General features: G+C 53.9%; 12 protein-coding genes. All 12 read right to left on the reverse strand.

Going from position 1 to position 19,937, the window contains the following annotated elements; translation table 11 throughout:
- Positions 1-152 precede the first annotated feature (152 nt).
- A complete protein-coding gene (gene gltX, locus NTX59_13850) occupies positions 153-1,595 on the reverse strand; it encodes a glutamate--tRNA ligase (GenBank protein ID MCX5786760.1) in 1,443 nt (480 codons plus the stop codon).
- A gap of 113 nt (positions 1,596-1,708) precedes the next feature.
- The gene (locus NTX59_13855) at positions 1,709-3,073 is read right to left on the reverse strand and encodes a radical SAM protein (protein ID MCX5786761.1); all 1,365 of its coding nucleotides are present in this window, start codon (positions 3,071-3,073) and stop codon (positions 1,709-1,711) included.
- A 109-nt stretch (positions 3,074-3,182) separates the two neighbouring features.
- On the reverse strand, positions 3,183-4,520 hold the full coding sequence (locus tag NTX59_13860) for a radical SAM protein (protein MCX5786762.1): 1,338 nt from the start codon (positions 4,518-4,520) through the stop codon (positions 3,183-3,185).
- Positions 4,521-4,631: 111 nt separating this feature from the next.
- Positions 4,632-6,314: a DNA repair protein RecN gene (recN, locus tag NTX59_13865; GenBank protein ID MCX5786763.1), complete on the reverse strand. Its 1,683-nt coding sequence runs from the start codon at positions 6,312-6,314 to the stop codon at positions 4,632-4,634.
- Between the two features lie 137 nt (positions 6,315-6,451).
- Positions 6,452-7,294 carry an NAD(+)/NADH kinase gene (locus NTX59_13870; GenBank protein ID MCX5786764.1) on the reverse strand — a complete coding sequence of 281 codons (843 nt, stop codon included), beginning with the start codon at positions 7,292-7,294 and terminating at the stop codon, positions 6,452-6,454.
- Positions 7,295-7,448: 154 nt separating this feature from the next.
- Positions 7,449-8,741, reverse strand: coding sequence for a hypothetical protein (locus NTX59_13875; protein ID MCX5786765.1), 1,293 nt, complete (start codon positions 8,739-8,741; stop codon positions 7,449-7,451).
- A gap of 137 nt (positions 8,742-8,878) precedes the next feature.
- On the reverse strand, positions 8,879-10,846 hold the full coding sequence (locus NTX59_13880; protein MCX5786766.1) for a ComEC/Rec2 family competence protein: 1,968 nt from the start codon (positions 10,844-10,846) through the stop codon (positions 8,879-8,881).
- Between the two features lie 102 nt (positions 10,847-10,948).
- Positions 10,949-11,542 carry a recombination mediator RecR gene (gene recR, locus NTX59_13885; protein ID MCX5786767.1) on the reverse strand — a complete coding sequence of 198 codons (594 nt, stop codon included), beginning with the start codon at positions 11,540-11,542 and terminating at the stop codon, positions 10,949-10,951.
- Positions 11,543-11,636: 94 nt separating this feature from the next.
- Positions 11,637-13,439 carry a DNA polymerase III subunit gamma/tau gene (gene dnaX / locus NTX59_13890; GenBank protein ID MCX5786768.1) on the reverse strand — a complete coding sequence of 601 codons (1,803 nt, stop codon included), beginning with the start codon at positions 13,437-13,439 and terminating at the stop codon, positions 11,637-11,639.
- Positions 13,440-13,548: 109 nt separating this feature from the next.
- Complete coding sequence (locus tag NTX59_13895) at positions 13,549-14,400, reverse strand: hypothetical protein (protein ID MCX5786769.1); 852 nt, start codon at positions 14,398-14,400, stop codon at positions 13,549-13,551.
- A 76-nt stretch (positions 14,401-14,476) separates the two neighbouring features.
- The gene (locus tag NTX59_13900) at positions 14,477-15,523 is read right to left on the reverse strand and encodes a deoxyhypusine synthase (protein ID MCX5786770.1); all 1,047 of its coding nucleotides are present in this window, start codon (positions 15,521-15,523) and stop codon (positions 14,477-14,479) included.
- A gap of 144 nt (positions 15,524-15,667) precedes the next feature.
- Positions 15,668-19,426, reverse strand: a complete 3,759-nt coding sequence (locus NTX59_13905; protein MCX5786771.1) for a hypothetical protein — start codon at positions 19,424-19,426, stop codon at positions 15,668-15,670.
- Positions 19,427-19,937 lie beyond the last annotated feature (511 nt).

Genomic DNA, 19,937 nt, shown 5'->3' on the forward strand with positions numbered 1-19,937 from the left:
ACAAAATTGTTGCGGAAAATCCGGACAGTAAAACCACTGGATACCCGAGCCGGTATGGCCGGGAGGCGGTTCATCGGGATATCAACCAAGCGAAATCTTTTGCGCCGCCGGAGCCGCATGGCAAAGCGGCAGCCTTTCCCCCTCCGAAGCGGCTACAATTTCCCGATACCCGCCGAGATCCTGCGCAGGGTTTCATCCTTACCCAGCAGCTCGGCTATTTCAATGGCGCCGGTCGGGGTGACGGCCAAACCTGAAAGAGCTATTCTCAGCGGCCACATTATCGGGCCGATCTTGGAGGATTTCTCCACGGCATAGGAATTGACAGCGCCATAGATAGAGGTGTGGTCCCAGGAGGCCAGCCCGGAAAGAATGGTCTGAAGGTCCGACAGAACGGCGCGACTCCCTTCCAGCGTGGTCTTATTCTTCTTGTTTATGAACAGCTCAGTGGAATAGTTCCCGTCAAAAGCCGTCAAGAAAGAGGTCATCTGCGGCAGATCGGAGAGCTTTTCCACCTTGCTCTGAAAATAGCCGGTAACTCCCCGCGCCAATTCATCGTTATTCCGTATGCTTTCCGGGTAAAAAGGGAGAAATTCATCGTGTGCCTTTGGACCAGCGAGCGCCTTAATATGCTGGGCGTTGAGCCAGAGCAGTTTGGTCTCGTCGAACATCGCCGGCGCCTTGCCTATCCTGGCGATATCGAACTTCTCTATCAGTTCCGTCTTGGTAAAGAACTCCTGCTCGGTGCCGGGGTTCCAGCCCAGCAGGGCTATGTAGTTCAGTATTGCCTCAGGCAGGTAGCCCTTGTTGAGGAAATCCGACAGCGCCACGCTGCCCTCGCGCTTGGAGAGCTTCTTACCGCTCGGGCCAAGGATGTGCGGCAGATGGATATGCTCCGGGATCTCCCAGCCGAAAGCCTTGTAGAGCAGGATGTACTTCGGCGTGGAGGAGATGTACTCGCAGCCGCGCATCACGTGGGTGATGCCCATCAGGTGGTCGTCCACTACATTGGCAAAATTGTACGTCGGGTACTCGTCGCGCTTCAGCAGGATCTGGTCGTCCAGCTGCTTATGGTCCACGGTTATGGGGCCGTAGACGAAGTCATTGAATGTGGTCGAGCCTTCCTTGTCTATCTTCTGCCGGATGACGTAAGGCATGCCCTTGGCGAGGTTCTCCTTCACCTCTGCCTCGGACAGCCTGGCACAGCGCCCGTCGTAGCCGAGTATCAGGCCGTCCTGCTCCTCGCCCGGTTCCTCCTGCTTTTCCTGTTTCTCGCAGAAGCAGCGGTAGGCGCGGCCCTCGGCCAGCAGCTTCTCGGCGTACTGCCGGTAGATCGGCAGACGCTGGCTTTGCACGTAAGGCCCAACGGGCCCGCCAATATCGGGCCCCTCATCGTGCTCCAGACCGGTGACCGCGAGGCTGTCGTATATTACCTTGACGCTATCCGCCACAAGCCGGGCCTGATCGGTATCCTCTATCCGCAGTATAAATTTGCCCTTGTTCTTCCTCGCGTGCAAATACGCATACAGAGCTGTCCGAAGGTTGCCGATATGCATATACCCGGTAGGGCTGGGCGCGAATCTGGTTCTCACTTCCATAGTTTAAAGTCCCCTTTCATTAAGATTGTCAATAATAGCAAATTGCATAGGGAAAGCAGGCGGCTGGCTGTAGTCAGCCGTTGAAAAAGAGAAGCGGCCTGACTTAAGCTCTTTTAAAGATTTCTGAAAACTCCCTTCACAGCGCGCATGAACCGGAAAAAGCTTAAATAGTATTGCTGATAAGCGCGGTCTCTCAAACGCATGATCTCTTTCTTAGATAGAGCCGTTTGCCTGGGTTCATACGGCCTGTCAGACCCCTGTGAACCCCAATGTGCCCAGTCCATTTCCGGGGTGTCATAATCACCGTAATATTTGTCAAACAACGGCGTTCCGGGATACGGGGTCAGTATGCCGAACGCGACCGTGGGGGATTTCAACTTTTTGGCAAAAGCGATCGTAGCCATGACAGTTTCTTCCGTTTCCCCCTCATTGCCGATGATAAACGAATTATTATATGCGATCCCCTGCTTGCGCAGCATGGAACAGCATTCCTCCGCCATTGCGAGCGTAGCCCCTTTTTTCATCAAATCGAGGATACGCTGGCTGCCGGCTTCAATTCCAAGCAGTATGCAGACGCAGCCGGCCTGCTTCATTTTCAGGAGTAACGCCTTATCCCTGAGCGTATTTACGCGTCCGGCCGAATCCCAGGTAATATTCAAATGTTTCTGAATGATCAGATCGCAGATCCTGAAGACCCGCACGGGGTCGGCTGTAAAACAATCGTCATAAATATGAAAATGCCGGATACCGTATTTTTCCACCAAATAAGCCATTTCACCCGCTACATATTCGGGGCTGTGCGCGCGGAATTTACGGCCCATGCAGAGATTGGCGCAAAACGTGCATTGCGACGGACAGCCGCGGCTGGAAATAAGCGTCACGCTTTTTCGCCCCCGCCTGGAAAAACGATGCCGGTAATATAAACCGATGTCGATCAGGTCGCGGGCCGGATACGGCAGGCGGTCCAGCTCGGAGATCATTTCGGGGCGGGGGATTTCCCTGTATTCCCAGCCTTCGATAAACGCGGCCCCCGGTATTTTATTAAAATCAACTTTTCCGCGCGCGTCAAATTCATTGGCTAAGGCAAGCATGGGGATCTCCCCTTCCCCCAGTATCACGGCGTCAAGCGCGGGTACGCTTTGCAGGGTTGAGCGCGGCAGAGCATTCACGTGCGGCCCCCCCATGACCACCAGACATCCCAGCCGCCGTTTGGCTTCTATGGCCGCCTGCCGCGCCAGCATGAAATTGGAAGTTACCGAAGTAATACCTACGATATCAGGCCGGAATTCCTCTACTTTCGCCCACATCAGCTCCATCGGCATCCGGTAAGGCTCCGGATCGAAAATTTTTACCGTGTGACCGGCTTTCCGCGCATACGCCGCTATATAGCCCAGCCCCAGCGGAAAACCGCAATAATTCCCAAAACGGATCAGTCCATAGGAAAGCGGGAATGGCGGATTGATAAGAGCGATCTTCATAAAAAGCCGGCCATTTTCAATTCAGCGCGATTTATGGCCTTAAAGGACATACAGATAAAACCGGGAAAATCCCGGCAATAAGCCTCCATAACGCGCAGGGTCACCGGATTTACCTGTTAAAAGCCAGAGTGCGCAGGATCTGGGAAAGGTTACAATAGTATCGCTGATACGCACGGGCTCTCAAACGTATGGTGTCTTTTTTGGAAAGAGCCGTTTGCCTCGGTTCATACGGCCGGTCATCCCGCTGTGAACACCAGTGAGTCCAATCCGTCTCCGGCGTGTCATATTCCTTGTAGTATTTGTCGAACAAAAGTGTTCCGGGATATGGGATCAGTATGTTGAACACCGCCGCGGCGGATTTTAACTTTTTGGCAAAAGCGATGGTAGCTATAACAGTTTCTTTCGTGTCGCCCTCATTGCCTATCATAAACGAATTAACATACGATATCCCGCGCTTGCGCAACTTGGAACAGCATTCCTCAGCCATTGCGAGCGTAGTCCCCTTTTTCATCAAATCCAGGATACGCTGACTGCCCGTTTCAATTCCCAGCAGTATGCAGATGCAGCCGGCCTGCTTCATTTTCAGGATTAAAGCGTCATCCTGAAGCGTATTAACGCGTCCAGCCGCATCCCAGGTAATATTCAGATGTTCATTGATGATCAGATCGCAGATCCTGGAGACCCGCACGGGGTCGGCCGTAAAACAATCATCATAGATCCTAAAATGCCGGATACCGTACTTTTCCGCCACATAAGCCATTTCACCCACTACGAATTCGGGGCTATGCGCGCGGAATTTACGGCCCATACAGATATTAGCGCAAAACGTGCATTGGGAAGGGCAGCCGCGGCTGGAAATAAGCGTCACGGTTTTTTGACCCGGAAGATACAAATCGATGTCCAGCAGGTCGCGGGCCGGATACGGCAGGCGGTCAAGCCCGGAGATTATTTCAGGGCGGGGAATTTCCCTGTATTCCCAGCCTTCCATCAACGCGGCCCCCGGTATTTTATTAAAATCAACTTTCCCGCGCGCGTCGAATTCATTGGCTAAGGCAAGCATGGGGATTTCCCCTTCCCCCAATATCACGGCGTCAAGTTCCGGCATGCTTTGCAGGGTTGAGCGCGGCACCGCGTTTACGTGCGGCCCCCCCATGATCACCATACAGTTCAAGCGCCGTTTAGCTTCTATGGCCGCCTGCCGCGCCCACATGAAATTAGAAGTTACCGAAGTAATACCTACGATATCAGGCCTGAATTCCGCTACTTTCTTCCACATCAGTTCCAGCGGCATCCCGCAAGGCTCGGGATCAAAAATTTTCACCGTGTGACCGGCTTTCCGCACATAAGCCGCTATATAGCCCACTCCCAATGGAAAACCAAAAAGTTTTTTAGCATGGATTGAACCGTAGACGATCAAGGATGGCGGGCAGATAAAAGCTATTTTCATAGAATCAGTGCGGAGCAGGGAGTCTGGAGTTGAGAGTCAGGAGCTAAAAACCGGGAAGCTGCAAGTTTGAACTCTTAACTCCGAACTCCTTAACGCTGAAACCCTGAACTCTCAACTTTTTCTGTTGCCTGTAACCTGACGGCTTTCTTCAAGAAGTTCGGCGGCGTGTTTTACGGCCTGGGCGGAGGATTTTTGTTTACCGCCAAGCATGCGGGCGATTTCAGCGGTCCTCTCAGCGCCTGAAAGTTCGCGCGCCGTGACGGCCGCTGAGTTTTTAAGCGAGGTCTTTTCAACGATAAAGTGCTTTTCGGAAAAAGCGGCCACCTGCGGCAGATGGGTGATGCAGAAAATCTGTTTCTCCGAGGCAAGCCGGCGGAGCTTTTGGCCCACCAGGCGCCCCGTTACCGCGCCTACGCCTGTGTCCACCTCGTCAAATACAAGCGCTCCTATCCGGTCCGCCGCGGCCAGCACGGTTTTCAGGGCAAGCATAAGGCGCGACATTTCCCCTCCCGAAGCAGTGAACCTTAAAGGGCGCAGCGGGTAGCCGGGATTGGCGGAAAAAAGATATTCAACGGCGTCCATGCCATAGGAGGAGATGTTTCCCTCATCTCCGTCCACCGCCGCCTCAAAGCGCAATTCTTTAAAACCAAGATCCGCCGCCTCGTCCTTTGTCCGGGCGGCCAGCTTTATGGCGGCGGCGCTACGGGCGGCGTGCAGAGAGCGCGCGAGCTTAAGCAGCAGGGCTTCGCTTTTTTCAAGCTCTTTCCGGGCCTGCTCGCGGTTAAGGGTAAGGTCTTCAAGCTCCGCTATTTTGTTTTTAAGTTCCGCGCCTTTTGCGAGCACGGCATTTTCGTCCGGGCCGTATTTTTTCTTCAGCAAAGATATTTTTTCAAGCCGCGACAGGCAGGCGTCAAGCCTTGCGGGGTCGGTATCAAGGCCTTTTGAATACTTGTAAAGCTCCTCCGAGATATCGCTTAACTCGATCAGGGCGTTTTCAAGCCGGGGGGCAAGTTCCGGCGCGCCCTCGTCCAATTCGCCAAGGGCTTTGAGCCTCTCAAGGGCCTTTTCAAGATTTGCCTTGGCCGCGCCGTCGGAGCCGGCCGCGAGTTCATACGCGGCGTTTGAAAGCAGATAAAGCTTTTCGGCGTTTTTAAGCCTTGGATACAGCGCCTCAAGCTCCGCCTCCTCGCCGGATTTAAGCGCGGAGTCCTCTATTTCTTTGATCTGGAAGCGGTAAAGTTCAAGCAGGCGCTCCCGCTCGCGCTCCGACATTGAAACCGCTTCAAGGCGGCCGCGCAGCGCCTGCGCTTTGAGAAAAGCCTCACGCACGGCTCCCGCCTGTTTTTCAAGGCGGCCATAGCGGTCAAGAAGCGCGCGCTGGACTTCAGTTTTAAGCAGACTCTGATGCTCATTCTGTCCGTGGAAGTCCACCAGCGCCGAGCCCAGAGCGGAGACGGTGGAAAGCGGGACCTGCCTGGCGTTGATGAAAGACCTGGCGCGGCCTTTGGAATCGCTCTGCCTTTTAAGCGTAAAAGAATCTTTTTCAAGACCGAAACTTTCGCTCAGCTCCCGCCCAAGGCCGGCGGTCAAGAACTCTCCGCAAACCTCCGCCAAATTCGCCCCCGGACGCAGGATGTCCGAGCCGGCCCTTTCCCCCAGAAGAAAACCGAGGGCGGAAATAATTATGGATTTACCGGCCCCCGTCTCGCCGGTGAAAACATTGAGCCCCGGCCCCGGTTCAAGCGTCAGATTTTCTATGAGCGCGAAATTTTTTATGGTAAGTTTTTTCAGCATAGAACAGAATCAGCGGCTAGAGAAGAGCGGTTAGGGGGTTAGGGGAGGAAATCTTTATTTCTGCGCTCTCTATACTGCCACCACACCCTGGCATTAAGGAACTCCTTCCCTGACCGCTAATCCCTATCCACTAGCCCCTACCTCTCCCCCCACCTGAGCTTTTTTCTCAAAATATCAAAATAGGAGAAGTTTTCCGGCACCAGCATTTCAAATATCTGCGGATGTTTTTTAATAATCACCTCATCACGGGCCTTCAACTCAAAATTTTCCTGGCCGTCAATGGATAACATCACATTATGCGGGCTATAACGCGCCGAAAGCACTTTGATTTTTATATTTTCTCCGGCTGACAGCACCAGGGGCCGGTGAGTAAGGGTATGCGGGCATATAGGGGAAAGCAATGCCACTTCAAGCTCAGGCATGGCTATAGGTCCCAAAGCCGCCAGATTATAGGCGGTGGAGCCGGTGGGAGTGCACACTATCAGCCCGTCCCCGAAATAATTTGACAGGAACTGGCTACCATACGACACATTAAGGTTGAAAGCCCTGGCCTCTGCGCTCCGTATCACGCAGTCGTTTAAGGCGGGGAAAGGGCCGAATACTTTTTTGGAACCGCGCACGACCTCCACTGAAAGCAGGCTGCGTTTTATTTTTTTAAATCTTCCCTCCAAAAAATCATCGATCCTTGAGATAAATTCCGCGTTCTCCATTCCGCTTAAAAATCCGAGCCCCCCGGCGTTTATGCCGAGCGCGGGCACGGAGTGTTTCATCAGGTGGCGGGCGGCGTAAAGCACCGTGCCGTCGCCGCCCACGGCAATGGCGGCGTCCGCGGCCTTGAAACCGCAAAAGGCGTCGTTAACGCATATTTTGGAAACCCGCGTTCCGGCGGCGGACAGCCTTTTTTCTATGCCGGCTGCGAAGACAATGGCTTTCCTTCTTTTGGAGTTATAAAAGATCACAACGCTTTTTATCCGTTTCATAGCGATATAATACAACTTTTAAGCGGGCATTTTCTCCAAAAGCAGGTAAATCCGGCTTCCGGTTCATCCTTCATCCCAAAGCGGACGCATTGCGCACATAAAACTCCGCCCCGCGCGTTTGCGCGGGGCGGAGTTTACGCGATCGGGCGAATATTCAGAAGTACAACGATAGTGCGGCTTCCACGAAAAACTGCGGATAATACAACTTCCGCACTACCATAGTCCGGTGGTTGCTGGGATAGTTGGCGCTGTTCGGATAAATCTCTATTGTATCGGTGTATTCCATTTTTTTGAAGTTATAATTTCCGAACACCGAAAACCCCAGCCGCTTCTGCAGTTTCCATTCAAGACCCAGCCGCGCCGTCGGAGTGGTATATCCATTGTTGTTATTATTATTATTGTTATTGTTATTGTTATTGTTATTGTTGTTGTTGTAGCCAATGCATACACTCCCGTTGCAGATCGGTGACGACCCCGACCCTTGCCCATCCTGTATTCTCATTTTCATCCCAAGGATGCCGCCGCCGATTATCGCGCGGAACGGGCCGAAAAGATTGACTATTTTATTAAGCGTAAGCCGCATCATGGGCCCGTCGCCCTGGACGTTGGTCTCTGGCGGGAACTGGCCGCCGTAGTTGGAGCCGCTTGAAGCGACATTGAATACGGAACGCGGCGAAAACTCGGAGTGGAGAAAGGCGGTAATGTCAAACATCCAGGTTTTCCCCGGGCAGTAACGCACGCCCAAGCCCCCGGCCATAAATGAAGCGTTGGCATTTCTAGGAGTAACTGTCGCGTTGACGGGGCTGGGGGACACGTTCCAATAAAAGTTCTGCGAGGGAAGCTTCTCCATCTTCAGCGGACCGCCGCCCATAACCACATACAAGCCGACGGACTGGGATTGCTCGCCTTGCTCGCCTTCCGGCTCCTTCGCCTTCGCGCCGTAATGCGAAGCTTCCTCGTCCAGAAGCTGCGTCGGCACCTCGGTGACATCGGTCTCTATTATTTCGCCCTTTTCCGTGTTGATCAGCGAGGTGCTGATGTGGTAGAAGTCCCCCAGCTTCGTAACGATGCCGGACACCGCGAGCCGCGCGCCCGCCTGCTTGCCAAGCTGCGCCGCCGTCGCGATATCCATGGCGGCCCCCGGCTTGCGGTCGGTCATGACCGTATTCACCTGGCTTCTGTCCAGCACCTTGAAAGCGCCGTCGGCCATAAAGCGGGTGGTAACCAGCTCCGTGCAGGCAAAATCAATGCGGCGGGACGAAAGTTTTTTGTCCGCCGTATACGGGAATACCGCCAGCGCAACGTTGGCGAGCTTGGCATCCGTCGCGGTTTTCACAAAGGTCTTCACCATCTTTTGCAGCCTTATGTCCATTTCCCCGGCCGCAGCTCCGGAAGCCGACAGCGCCAACACAACGACCGCGGCAAACATAGCTGTAGTTCTTTTCATAAAATCTCCCCCGCTTTCAAGCTGGTTAACTATATGTGTAATTTTAGATTATATATTACCGGCAGTCAATGGCAAATTAGTTACACTTAGATAGACAGAGTTAGAGCTGCGAGAAAGGTTCCACATTCGCAATACGCTTACAGGGGGACTTCAATAGAGGCTCCGCGCGGCGCCTCCAGGAACCGCCCGCCTTCCTCAAAAGCCCGGCCTTGCAGAAAAACCTGCCTGCCGCCTGAGCAAACCTCCGCGTCGCCGCCGCGCGAACTAAAAACAAAAGATAATCGGCTTTCCTCCATAAAGCCGGTATAGCCCGGCGCGGCCTCCGTTTTTTCCCCTCCGCGGGCATAGCAGGGCCATGCGGCGGAAACCTTTATATCATCCAGAAGAACGCTTTCTCCGGGCCAAAGCTTTAAGATCACAGTTCCTTTTTTAGAAAGCTGTTCAATTTCGGTATTAAGGCCGTCAGGCAGCGGGCCGTAGGGCAGAAATAAGCGCCGCACTCTGATTAAATTCCCGAGCTCTTCAAGCCCGCTTGAATCGTTTTCATCAAGCGACGGCAGGAAGACGCCCTTTAACTCCCGCTCGCCGGAGGATAGAACGGCGTTTGAAAGCTTGGCTCCGCTCAATCCCGCATTAACCAGAAAAAGCCCGCCATCGCCCGCTCTGAACAGAAAGGCCGCGCTTTTGCCGTCTGAAAACAGGGAGGCGCCGGGACGCGAGGGAAAAAATTTACCGCAGCCGAACAGAAGCAGCGCCAGGGCGAACATCGCCCAAACAGGCTTTTTTTTGAAATTAAAAAGCGGAGCGTGAAGAAAAATAAAAACCAGCACGAAGAACGCCGCCGCGGACCAGGCGGAGGGCTCGCTCACGCGCACAGCGGAAAAGTAAAAACCGGCGAAAAATCTGATAAACAGGATGAACAGATCCAGCGCCCTCTGTGTGATAACGGAAAATAATCCGTATAAAACGGAGATCTTCGAAGAAAAAACCAGCAAAAAACCAAGCGCCATTATCACTCCCGAAGCCGGCACAAGCACTATGTTCGAGACCAGCGATACAAGGGAGATCTTATGAAAATAGTAGGCCATCAGCGGATACAGCCCCGCCTGGGCGAAAAAGCTTACCGCGAACAGCCCGGCCAAAATACCGGTAAGGCCCTTGAAACGGAGGCGCTCCCCCCAAAGTGTCATCCCAATACTTAAACCGTACGCGGCGGCAAAAGACATTTGAAAGCCGGCATCAAAGAGTGCCAGCGGCTCAAAAGCAAGGATCAGCAGGCAGGCGATTACGAGGCCCTGGAAAATGCCCGGACGGCGCTCAAGAAGCAAAGCCGCAAGACCGGAACCGAACATAAAATACGCCCTGGTAAGGGGCGGATCAAAACCAGCCGCCATTACATAAAAACCGGCGGATAGAAGCGCGAGCGGCCAGGAATGCCGCTTTTTCAGCCCGGCCCCGGCGCAGAGGAAATAAACCACTATCACCACAAAACCCACATTTGAACCCGAGGCCACAAGCAGGTGCATGGAACCGGAATCCTGGAAAGCGGTTTTAAGCCCGGGGGAGATATTCTTCTTTTCACCGATAACCACCCCGCCGGCCACCGAGGCGGCCTCGGAACTGAGTTTTAAGTCAAAAACAGCCAGCGCGGCCCGCCTGAAATCCGCCGCTTTTCCGAGCGCGAAACTGGCCTTGCGCTTTATACTGAACGCTCCACCGCGCGCTTCCGTGTTTATGCCGCGCCGGGACAGATAGCGCGGCCAGTCCAGATTTCCCGGAACCACATTACTGAAAGGTTTTTTTAAGTCGCCCCTGAAAATCACCGTATCGCCCAAAGAAGCGCCGCCCAGATCGCCGGTGTACGCCATAACTTCGGTTTTAAGCGGGCGGCTGTCCACGCTTGTTGTTTCCAGTTCCATGCGCCAGAGTTTGTAATGTTTTATGGGGTATTCTTTTATTACGCCTTCAACTTCGGCGTCGTAAAGCGGAAGGTTTATAGTGTCGCCGGCGGCCCGGCGCTCAAACCAGGGGCGAAAAGCAATAATGAGCAGGGCGTAGAGGACGGTTAAAATGAAAAGCGGCCTTTTGTAATAGGAAAAAAGCATAAAAAGCAGGGGATAGCGTATAGGGGTGAGGGGCTAGGTAGAGGGCGCGGAAATAAGGGACTCCTTCCTTAACCCCTATACGCCCGCCCCTGTCATCTATCCCTATATTTTCGTGCGGCCCTTCAGAGCGTAGCCAAGGGTAATTTCATCAAGGTAGTCTATATCCCCGCCAAGGGGCACGCCGTAAGCGATACGGGTGATCCTGGGCACATACTTGGTTAAAAGATGGGTAAGGTACAGGGACATGGCCTCTCCCTCGGTATCGGGATTGGTGGCAATGATCAATTCTTCCACCGCGCCATCCGCGGCCTTTATTCTGTCTGTAAGTTCTTTGAGTTTTATGGCGCCCGGCGCCACGCCTTCGGTGGGAGAAATTGCGCCGTGCAGGACATGATATACGCCGTTAAAAGTTTTGGTTTTTTCTATGGCGGCCACATCCTGCGGATGCTCCACCACGCATATAATGCGTCTGTCCCTGGCGGAATCGGCGCAAATGGAGCAAAGGCGCTCCTCCGAGTAATTACAGCATTCGGCGCAATAACTTACCGAACTTTTCACCGCCCGCAGCGCCTCGACCAGATCCTCGATTTCCCCCTCGGAGGCCTTTACGGCGTAAAGGGCGAAACGTTCCGCCTGCTTCGGGCCAACGCCGGGCAAGCGGCGGAAAAGCGAGGCAAGTTTGTCCAGGGATTTCATATAAGAAAACAGCGGCTGGGGGTTAGAGGTCAGGGTTTTAGGGAAGGTATTCCTTTCATATCCCCTATCCGCTAACCGCTCTACTCTGCTTTTATTATTCGCTTTTTCCTGTTACAGGCTTTTTAGTCACTTTCGTTATCTTGCTGCCGTGAAACACTTTTGAAAGTTTTTTAAGTTCCGGCTCAATTTCGGAGACGCCGGCTTCCGGCAAATCTTCCCAGCGGCCTTCCACCGCCGGGGGCTCGTTTTGCGCTTCAGCCTCCGGTTCGACCTCAGAAGCGGTCTGCGGAGCGGACAAATCCTCAAGCACGGGCTCCGCGGATTTAACGGAAGCCGAATGTCCCACGATAAATTCTATTTTTCTGCCGGAGAGGTTTTCCATAGCCTCTTCAAGCGCAGGCCGGACCCTCTCGATCATATCCGCTTCAAGTTTAGTCGGAGAATTGAGACGCCACTTCGTCTCGCTGTCAAATGTTATTTTTACAGAAAGCAGCATATTATAAGCCAGCGGCTTTTTCCCGGCTATATGGGCAAGCAGCTTTTTCCAAAGGGCGGAAGGAGGAATGGACGGGGATGGCCGCGCCGGAGAATCGGGAACTGATCGGTAAGCGGCGGCGGGCTCTTTTTGGGAGGTGAAACCGGTGTCTGTACCCGGTTTTGCCGGCTCCGAGTTCAAAATGTCATTTTTTTTTTGCCGCGCGGACGGCGCGGGCGCGGCAGCCGGCTCAATTGCCGGGGATTGCCCTCCCCCCATGCCGACCGGGCTAATGTGGGAACCCGGGGCAAGACGCAGCTCAAGGCCCTCAAGCCGCCTGACCAAAGCGTCCAGGTCCTGAGGCGTATCTATAAGGGTAAACAGCGCCATTTCGGCCGCTATGGAAAGTGAATCGGAAAACTTCACTTCTTCCACCGCTAAATTCACTTTTCTGGATAATTTAGCCAGCGCTGAAGCCGAAAAGTCCTTAGGTAAAACGGCCGCCAAAGTCGTTTTTGCCCCGGAAAATTCCCGCATGTAAAAAAAAGTCCCGGCTAAAAGGTTGCGCAGGTCGCGAAGCGCCGTAAGAATGTCGTAGCCCTCGGCGTTAAGCTTGTCAAAAGCCGCGTGCAGCGCCGCGGCGTCGCGCCCGACAAGCGCAAGCGCCAGGGAATTTATAAGGTCTTCGCCCGCGTGGCCCAGAAGCTCGTTTAAAACCTCGGTTTTTACCTCGCCGCGTCCGAATGAAACCGCGCGGTCAAGCAGTGTCATGGCGTCGCGCATGGCGCCTGAAGCCGCTTTGGCTATTATTTTCAGGGCTTCCGGCTCGGATTTTATTTTTTCTTTTTCCGCCACTTCCTTCAGCCGCTCAAACATAATCTCTTCGGCAAGGGGCCTGAAACGGAAGCACTGCGAGCGCGAAAGTATCGTGACAGGCACCTTGTGCTGTTCGGTGGTGGCCATAATAAACACAACATGGTCCGGCGGCTCTTCCACGGTTTTCAAAAGCGCGTTGAAAGCCTTTTCGGAAAGCATGTGCACTTCATCCAGAATGTAGATCTTATATTTGTCGCGGGAAGGAGAGAACTCCACATTTTCAATTATAATATCGCGCACATTTTCCACCTTCGTGTGGGAAGCGGCGTCTATTTCTATCACATCCAGGGATTTGCTTTCGGCTATTTCAATGCAGGAGGCGCACTTGTCGCAGGGCTTGCCGTCTTTCGGATCGTGGCAGTTTAATATTTTGGCGAGTATGCGGGCTATGGTGGTTTTACCGCAGCCGCGCGGTCCGTAAAAAACATAGGAATTCGCGATACGGCCCAGCTTAACCGCATTGGCAAGTGTCTGCTTTACGGTTTCCTGGCCCAAAACCTCCTGGAGATTTTTGGGGCGGTATTTGGCGGCAAGATTTTCGTACATAGTAAGGACAAGGGGATAGGGGCTAGCGGCTAGCGGCTAGCGGTTAGGGAAGGTATGGGGAATCCGATTCCTTCGCTATCCTCTAATCTCTATACGCTAACCCCTGCTGCTAGAACTTTATTCCCGCGCCGATCGACAGGAAATTGTTTGTACTGGAACCGTCGTTAAATATCTGGTAGCCGACATTTGCCGTCACCATGCTCAGGTCCACATACGCGCCAAGCAGGTAGGCGGAACTGTCTTTGGCACTGTCCTTGTATTGGGTCCTGGTGTAGGACACGAAAGGAGTGACCATGGGTTGTCCCGGCAGATCCAGTTTAACATTAACGCTGGATTTGGGGAGAGCCGCCAGGGCGAAGTTAAGGCCGGTTACGAAGAGCTGCGGCGTCACGTTTTTAGTTCCATAGCTGTAGCCGGTATAGGCGGCCGAAAGGTTGATCATGAAGACTTTGGCCCCTGCAAAAAGCGAAGCTTCGGCCTGGCCTGTTTTGTTATCAACACTCGGGGCCTTCTGAGTATGCGACGTGTATTTGAGACTCGCGCCCACGTCAATGCGGGTTACGCCCTGTCCGCCGCGCGCAGCACCCCGGGAACCGGGCCCGGCAAGACGGGAATGTCCGCCCGAGCCGGGAGTAAGGGAAAAAGTTATATCGGCGCCGCCAAAATAATTTGAGTAGCCGTTGACTTCAGGAGTCGCACCGGCATCCGCGCCGATGGTGCGCTTGTCGGTTTCCCAGGCGCCGCGCAGGGCGTAGGTGCGATAAGTGCTGTCCAGCGCATTGGAGGTATAAGAAACCAATGAGGGCTCAAAGGCGAAGTTATCGGAACCTATAACCAGGTTAATGTTCGTTCCGCGATAACCGTGAGGGCCGGAAACAGCGTTAACCCCCCCGTCAAAATACGCCGCCGTGTTAAGTCCTAAAACCGCGCAAGCGACCGCCGCCAACATTATTTTTTTCATTTTCCCTCCATGTTTTTTTATTCACTATTCCAGTGCTGAAGTACATAAAGGTAGACGCTACCTTTTTACTGCCTATTTACACTTTCACCAATTCCTTGTTCAGAAAATCAGAGTAGCATTTAGCCTTTCTGTTCTTCCAGGCGCCTTTGTGATAGCCGTAGCCGGCTATTAAAGGCATGGCCAGCGTGGCCTCGGCGTAAACCATCTGCTCGTGGGCAGTTTCCACCTTGCCCCAGGAGCTGGCCTCTTTAAGCGTGGAACCAGAAAGAGCGCCGTCGCGCACATCGGCCACGGTTACCTGCACCGCGTATTTATGCATGGGCGCTTCTTCGCCAAGGATATCGGCCGCCACCACGGTGTCCTGCGTGAAGTTCTTCGGCACGCCGCCGCCTATCATGAAAAGGCCGGTGTCTTTGGCCTCGATTTTAACTCTGGTCAGCTCAAGAAAATCCCTGGCCGAGTCCATGGACATATGCTTGGCGGGGTTATTCCACTGGTGCTCCAGCATGCCGAAGCCGGCAGAACAGTCCGAGAAAGCGGGCACGAAAACAGGCACGCGTTTTTCATAAGCGGCCAGCACCACTGACTCATCGTTTTTACCGTGTTTTGCAAGATAGCGGCCCATCTCTTCGATGAACTCGCGTGAGGAATAAGGCCGGGGCTCGAGGGAATCCGCGATTTTGCGGGTGGTTTCGTCGCAGACGCGCAGTTCGTCCTCGTCTATGAAAGTGTCGTAAATACGGTCTATGTGAAGGGCGCGCAGAACATTGTCGTCTACGCCGTAAGGGGAGCCCTTGTAATGGTTGTAGCCCAGCCCCTCAAAAAAGTCCTGGTCCACTATAACGGCTCCGGTGGAAACTATGGCGTCCACCATATTGTTTCTCACCATGTCCACCACGACTTTTTTGAGGCCGGCCGAGAACAGGGAGCCGGCAAGCGTTAAAATAACGGAGCAGTTTTTGTCGGAGAGCATCATGCTGTAGATGCGGGCGGCCCTGGCAAGATCGCGGGCGGAGAAAGCCATATCGCCCATCGCGTCGACCAAAGGCACCACATTGTGCTTTGTTATGTCAATGTGTTTTACGGTCTCCTTTAAGTAATCGGATTTTTTAAATTTTGGCATTTGTTCTTACTCCGTTGGATGTCGGACGGAAACATGCAGCCGGCAAGCTGTCTGGTCCGTATACATTATACGATTTGCGGCGGCTTTTGGGCAAAAAAAGGCCCCCCGCTTTCGGCGGGGGGCCTGGCCGGTTTTCGCCGGAAACTATTTACACTGGAGGCCGTTGAACTTGGGATACCTGGTCAACACGCCGAAGTTGAATTGCTGCTGCTCATGGGTATAACTCACTTTTCCGCTCACATCCACCACTTTTATACCCACGCTTATCCCTCCCTCTACCGAGTACGCGGTGACAGTATCGCCGCCTCCGTGGCTCATCCTGACCTCCCCGTCTTCGAACACCCAAAACCCTTTGGCTTTGTTGTATACGCAGGTGACATCCACATCCATCTTGTAATGGCCGCGTTCCACAGCGCTCCATTGTTCCCTGGCATAATGCACCATTCCATTGGCTACCTGCGGGTTAGCATCGGCATTGCCTATCCAGATACGTTCCTTGTAGGGCAGGACATACGGCAGCTTTTGGCTCTGGAAAGGCGGCACCATGCCGTCGGGTGCCAGGTTCATGTCCTCGATATTAACAGTGGCCTGCTTACTCACCCAGCCGGTGCTGCACCTGCTGGTGTTCCTTGGATCTTTGCCGAACATCTTCTTGACGATGTCATAAGTGCCGCCGATAAAGATCTCACCGCCTATCTGCCACGCAGGTTTGGGAGTTATCTTTCCGTCACAGGCCCAGTAAAGGATGGCCTTGCCGTCTTTGTCCCAGGCCCTGATCAGCGCCGGCCCATTGTACAGTATAAGGCTGTTTATCACGCGCGGCGGAGCGGGTATTTTCGAGTCAGGCTTAATCGGCTGAACCGGAGGTTTAAGCGGCTGGATGAATGTGTTGTTGTGCGCGCCGGATATGTTGATCTGATTAGTATTGCCGTTGCTGGGCTTGTGAGTTATATCTTCATAAGCCTTGGCAAGCGTGGCGGAGGCTTTGTCGGCCCGCTGCTCCAGGTTCTTAAGGCTCGCGGTATATGTTTCAAGCAGCTTGGGGTCGGTCAGCTTGGGGTCGTTGATTTTCACCTGTATATCGGCCTTGCGCTTGTCTATCTCGCCCATCTCTGTCCTATAGGCGGAAACCGCGCCCTGCGCCAGTTTGCTTTTCTTCATCCCTGAGAGCTCGCTCTCCCACGGTCTGGAGGTGTTCTTCACCCCGCTGATGTAACCATCCGTGTTGGTGTACGCTTCCATGGCCTGCTTGCGCTGAGTGTCGCTCACGCCGGAGACAGGAGGAGTGATCACCGGGGCGATCGGGTTAGGGTTCGTACCGCCCCCGTTCTCCGGGAAATAAGACGGATCCGCGCCGGCGCCCAGTATATCCCCTTTCGTGAGAGACATAATATCCGCAGTGTCCTTAAGACCAAGCGGTATATTCTTTTTAATATCCGCTATTTTTGACGTTATATCCACTTTTATTTCGTTGCTGCGCATATTGTTGGACACAAAATTATCCGGCTTAACCAAATCGCCCTTGCCTCCGCCGGATTGCCAGGCGTTCCATGCCTTTATTTCGTCACCGGCGGCTTTGGAACTGTCAAACTTAAGCCCCGGCGGCCAAAGAGCATCCCAGTCCAGGGCGCGCACTCCATAGGCCGCCTGTTTCATGGAAGGACCTTTATCCGTGTTATTGGCGGCGGGAACTTCGGGCGCTTTAGTGGGAATGCCGGAAGTCGAGGCGGCCTTCTTTTTGGTCTCATCGGCGACAACGGGCGCGACGCTTATCGGCCTGCCGGTCATCTGTGTCAGTTTAGCCGGCCAGTCTTTTTTGCCGTCGTCCATGTTTATATTACTTGCCGCCGTATATACGTCGCCATGTTTGTTCTGAATGGCGGTTATTCCGTCGCCCACATTGGCAATTTGATCCGTGTAAGCGCTTAACCAGTCACGGTGAGAAGCATACAGGCTGGCTGCAGCGTTGATACCAAGGGAACCCTGCTTCTTCCATTTGGCGAGAGCGGCAACTATAGCTTTTCGTTGCTCACTGCCCGTGTCGGCAACCGCTTTGATCTTAGTATCACCAAGACCGCTTGCGGCGCTGGTTTTCATCCTGATCGTGTTATTATCCACGTCTTTCTGCAACACGGCGATCTGCCCGACGAATTTACCGTAGTTCTCTTGCGCTTTGCTGACCAGCGACTGCGCCTTGGCCACTTCGTCGGAATAACTACTTTTTGCTGCCTGGGCGTCGCTCTTGGCGGGATTCAGTTTTTGCTCTATTACCCGGCTGGCCTGGTCACGGAGGTTGTCAAAACCGCCTCTCACGCTTCTTGCGCTCTTTTCCACCGTGACAGCATCGGAAGAATTTTTCTCGGCAACTCCGGTCTGGTTTACCATATCCTTCAGTACCGTGTCATAATCCGTGAACGATTTAGCGGCGGTATCTGAAACCTGCTGCGGAGTTCCGCCGTTATCAGTTGTGCTACCCGGGCCTCCGGGCGGCACAGGAGCCACGGGTGCTGCGCCGCCTCCTTGGGGCGGCGGCGGAGTAACGCTTGAACCGTCATGCGGCACACCGGTGGTAGGTTTGGACCCTTCACCGCATATACAATACTTTATCTGCCCGCCGCCGGTGGAATCCTTGCCGCCAGCCGCTGTCATTTTGAAGCTTGTCGCGCCGCCATATTGCTTTTGGCAGAGATCTCCAGGCCCAAGCACATTATATTTAGCTACTTGCGCGGCGCAGTCCCCGGTCGGACATGTGAACGGCTGCCAGCAGAACTGGGTCGGCGGATAATTCCCCAGCAGGCTGTTCATGTTGCTGGACATCATATCGCCCAGGGGTTTTATCAGGCCGTCAATGACCAGATTCTGAACCATGGCTTCTACTATCTCTTTTTTGATCCCATGCTTCAGGTATTCCTCCCAGGCAAGCTGGTTCTTCTGTCTCTCCTCGTTCGCCTTGCACTCCAGCGACTGACACTCGGTGCCGTGGCTATTCGAGTCTTTAACGGTGGAATTTGAGGTGCCCTTGGTCGCGTCGCTGGTGCCGCCCCCGCCCATGCCTCCGGCCCCTTTTCCTATGTCGATCGCGTCCGCGGCCGCCCTGTCCAGCGAGTTCATGGCGCTTCCTCCGGTAAAGTTGCCGGCGGATTTATCAGCCTGCGAGCGCAGTTTTTCAAAAGCGCTCCTGCTTGAACTGTTCGGCGTATTTGAGGCCACGCCCTTGTAACCGGCCATGGCAACCGGCCCGAGCATGGACCTGGACGTGGTCTTGCTTGAAGCGTTTTTAGCGTCCTGTATTATCTTATCTCCGTTAAGCGCGCCCGACGTGCGGGAACTTTCGCCGCCGCTGAAGAAAGAACCGAAAGAGCGTAAAGCGCTCTGCAGCCTGGGAATAGGCGTGGGAGCTCCGGCTGATTTTGCCGCTTCAGAAAACCCCATCCGGCCCGCATCTTTCATTGCGTCGCGCATGCTGACATTGGGCGCGGGGGAAGTAATGGGCGGCGGTGTTGAAGACTGTGAGCCAAGTATGAGCGACATCGGGTCCCTTGAGCTTAAAGGCGTTATTACCTCTCCGGAACCGTCCGTTGAGCCCTGGCTGAGCCCGTTAATGCCGGGTTCGTAGAGCCCGGAAGCGGAGCCCTTCTCTCTTCCGCCGAAACCGGGGGTGAGCAAACCATCGGACGCGGGTTTGGACATCAGGTATTCCGCCACGGGAGCCATAACCAGAATGCTCAGGCCTATGCCGACAAAAGCCATGTCTTTTCTGGAAAGGTTCTTCAGCTTATCCATAATGCTGCCCGCGGTCCTTGAAAAGCCGGTAGTCTTGCCGAAAGAGGCGGTTTTTTTAAACGCCGAACCCATGATGGGCGGCAGACCGTCTTTTTTCTCGTCGTCATTATGTAAGTTCATAAACTCCTCCGATATCTCAAACCAGGATTTTTTCCGCTTCCGCGGCTGCTTAACCCCGCCGCCCGCTTATTTACCGAAGGCGAATCTTCGATTCGTAAACGTGTAGCGGGCAACTTCGTTCAATACCCGTCAACGACAAAACATAATAGCGGCAAAATACTCCGTTCCCAATACACACCCAGGCGCCGTACCGAAGCCTATGGCTTTCCGACGGCCTGATATAATCTAGCTAATATTACACCGAAAGCCAAGTGCCAATCGTCCTATAGCCGGCTAGGCACAAAGGCCTCTGTTCCCTCCAATAGAAAAAGCCCGGGCGCAAACCTGGAGATAGTTCCTTGCGAAAGAGACTCACACTCAAAAGACTGCCCGCTGAAACAGCGGACGCGCCTCGGTCGCGGACAGCGCCATAGGCCCTCGAAAGGCCGGCGGCACCGTCGAAAAAACTCTCTTTGCAAGGGACTACGCTCCTTATACCCCGTTGAACACCGCTTACTGATCGTCTAACGGG

Source organism: Elusimicrobiota bacterium (assembly GCA_026388155.1).
GTDB lineage: Bacteria > Elusimicrobiota > Elusimicrobia > Elusimicrobiales > UBA9959 > UBA9634.

Excerpts from the sequence above, each read along its gene's own strand:
- gltX (MCX5786760.1), bottom strand. The coding sequence starts at position 1,595 with ATGGAAGTGAGAACCAGATTCGCGCCCAGCCCTACCGGGTATATGCAT.
- NTX59_13855 (MCX5786761.1), bottom strand. The coding sequence starts at position 3,073 with ATGAAGATCGCTCTTATCAATCCGCCATTCCCGCTTTCCTATGGACTG.
- NTX59_13860 (MCX5786762.1), bottom strand. The coding sequence starts at position 4,520 with ATGAAAATAGCTTTTATCTGCCCGCCATCCTTGATCGTCTACGGTTCA.
- recN (MCX5786763.1), bottom strand. The coding sequence starts at position 6,314 with ATGCTGAAAAAACTTACCATAAAAAATTTCGCGCTCATAGAAAATCTG.
- NTX59_13870 (MCX5786764.1), bottom strand. The coding sequence starts at position 7,294 with ATGAAACGGATAAAAAGCGTTGTGATCTTTTATAACTCCAAAAGAAGG.
- NTX59_13875 (MCX5786765.1), bottom strand. The coding sequence starts at position 8,741 with ATGAAAAGAACTACAGCTATGTTTGCCGCGGTCGTTGTGTTGGCGCTG.
- NTX59_13880 (MCX5786766.1), bottom strand. The coding sequence starts at position 10,846 with ATGCTTTTTTCCTATTACAAAAGGCCGCTTTTCATTTTAACCGTCCTC.
- recR (MCX5786767.1), bottom strand. The coding sequence starts at position 11,542 with ATGAAATCCCTGGACAAACTTGCCTCGCTTTTCCGCCGCTTGCCCGGC.
- dnaX (MCX5786768.1), bottom strand. The coding sequence starts at position 13,439 with ATGTACGAAAATCTTGCCGCCAAATACCGCCCCAAAAATCTCCAGGAG.
- NTX59_13895 (MCX5786769.1), bottom strand. The coding sequence starts at position 14,400 with ATGAAAAAAATAATGTTGGCGGCGGTCGCTTGCGCGGTTTTAGGACTT.
- NTX59_13900 (MCX5786770.1), bottom strand. The coding sequence starts at position 15,523 with ATGCCAAAATTTAAAAAATCCGATTACTTAAAGGAGACCGTAAAACAC.
- NTX59_13905 (MCX5786771.1), bottom strand. The coding sequence starts at position 19,426 with ATGAACTTACATAATGACGACGAGAAAAAAGACGGTCTGCCGCCCATC.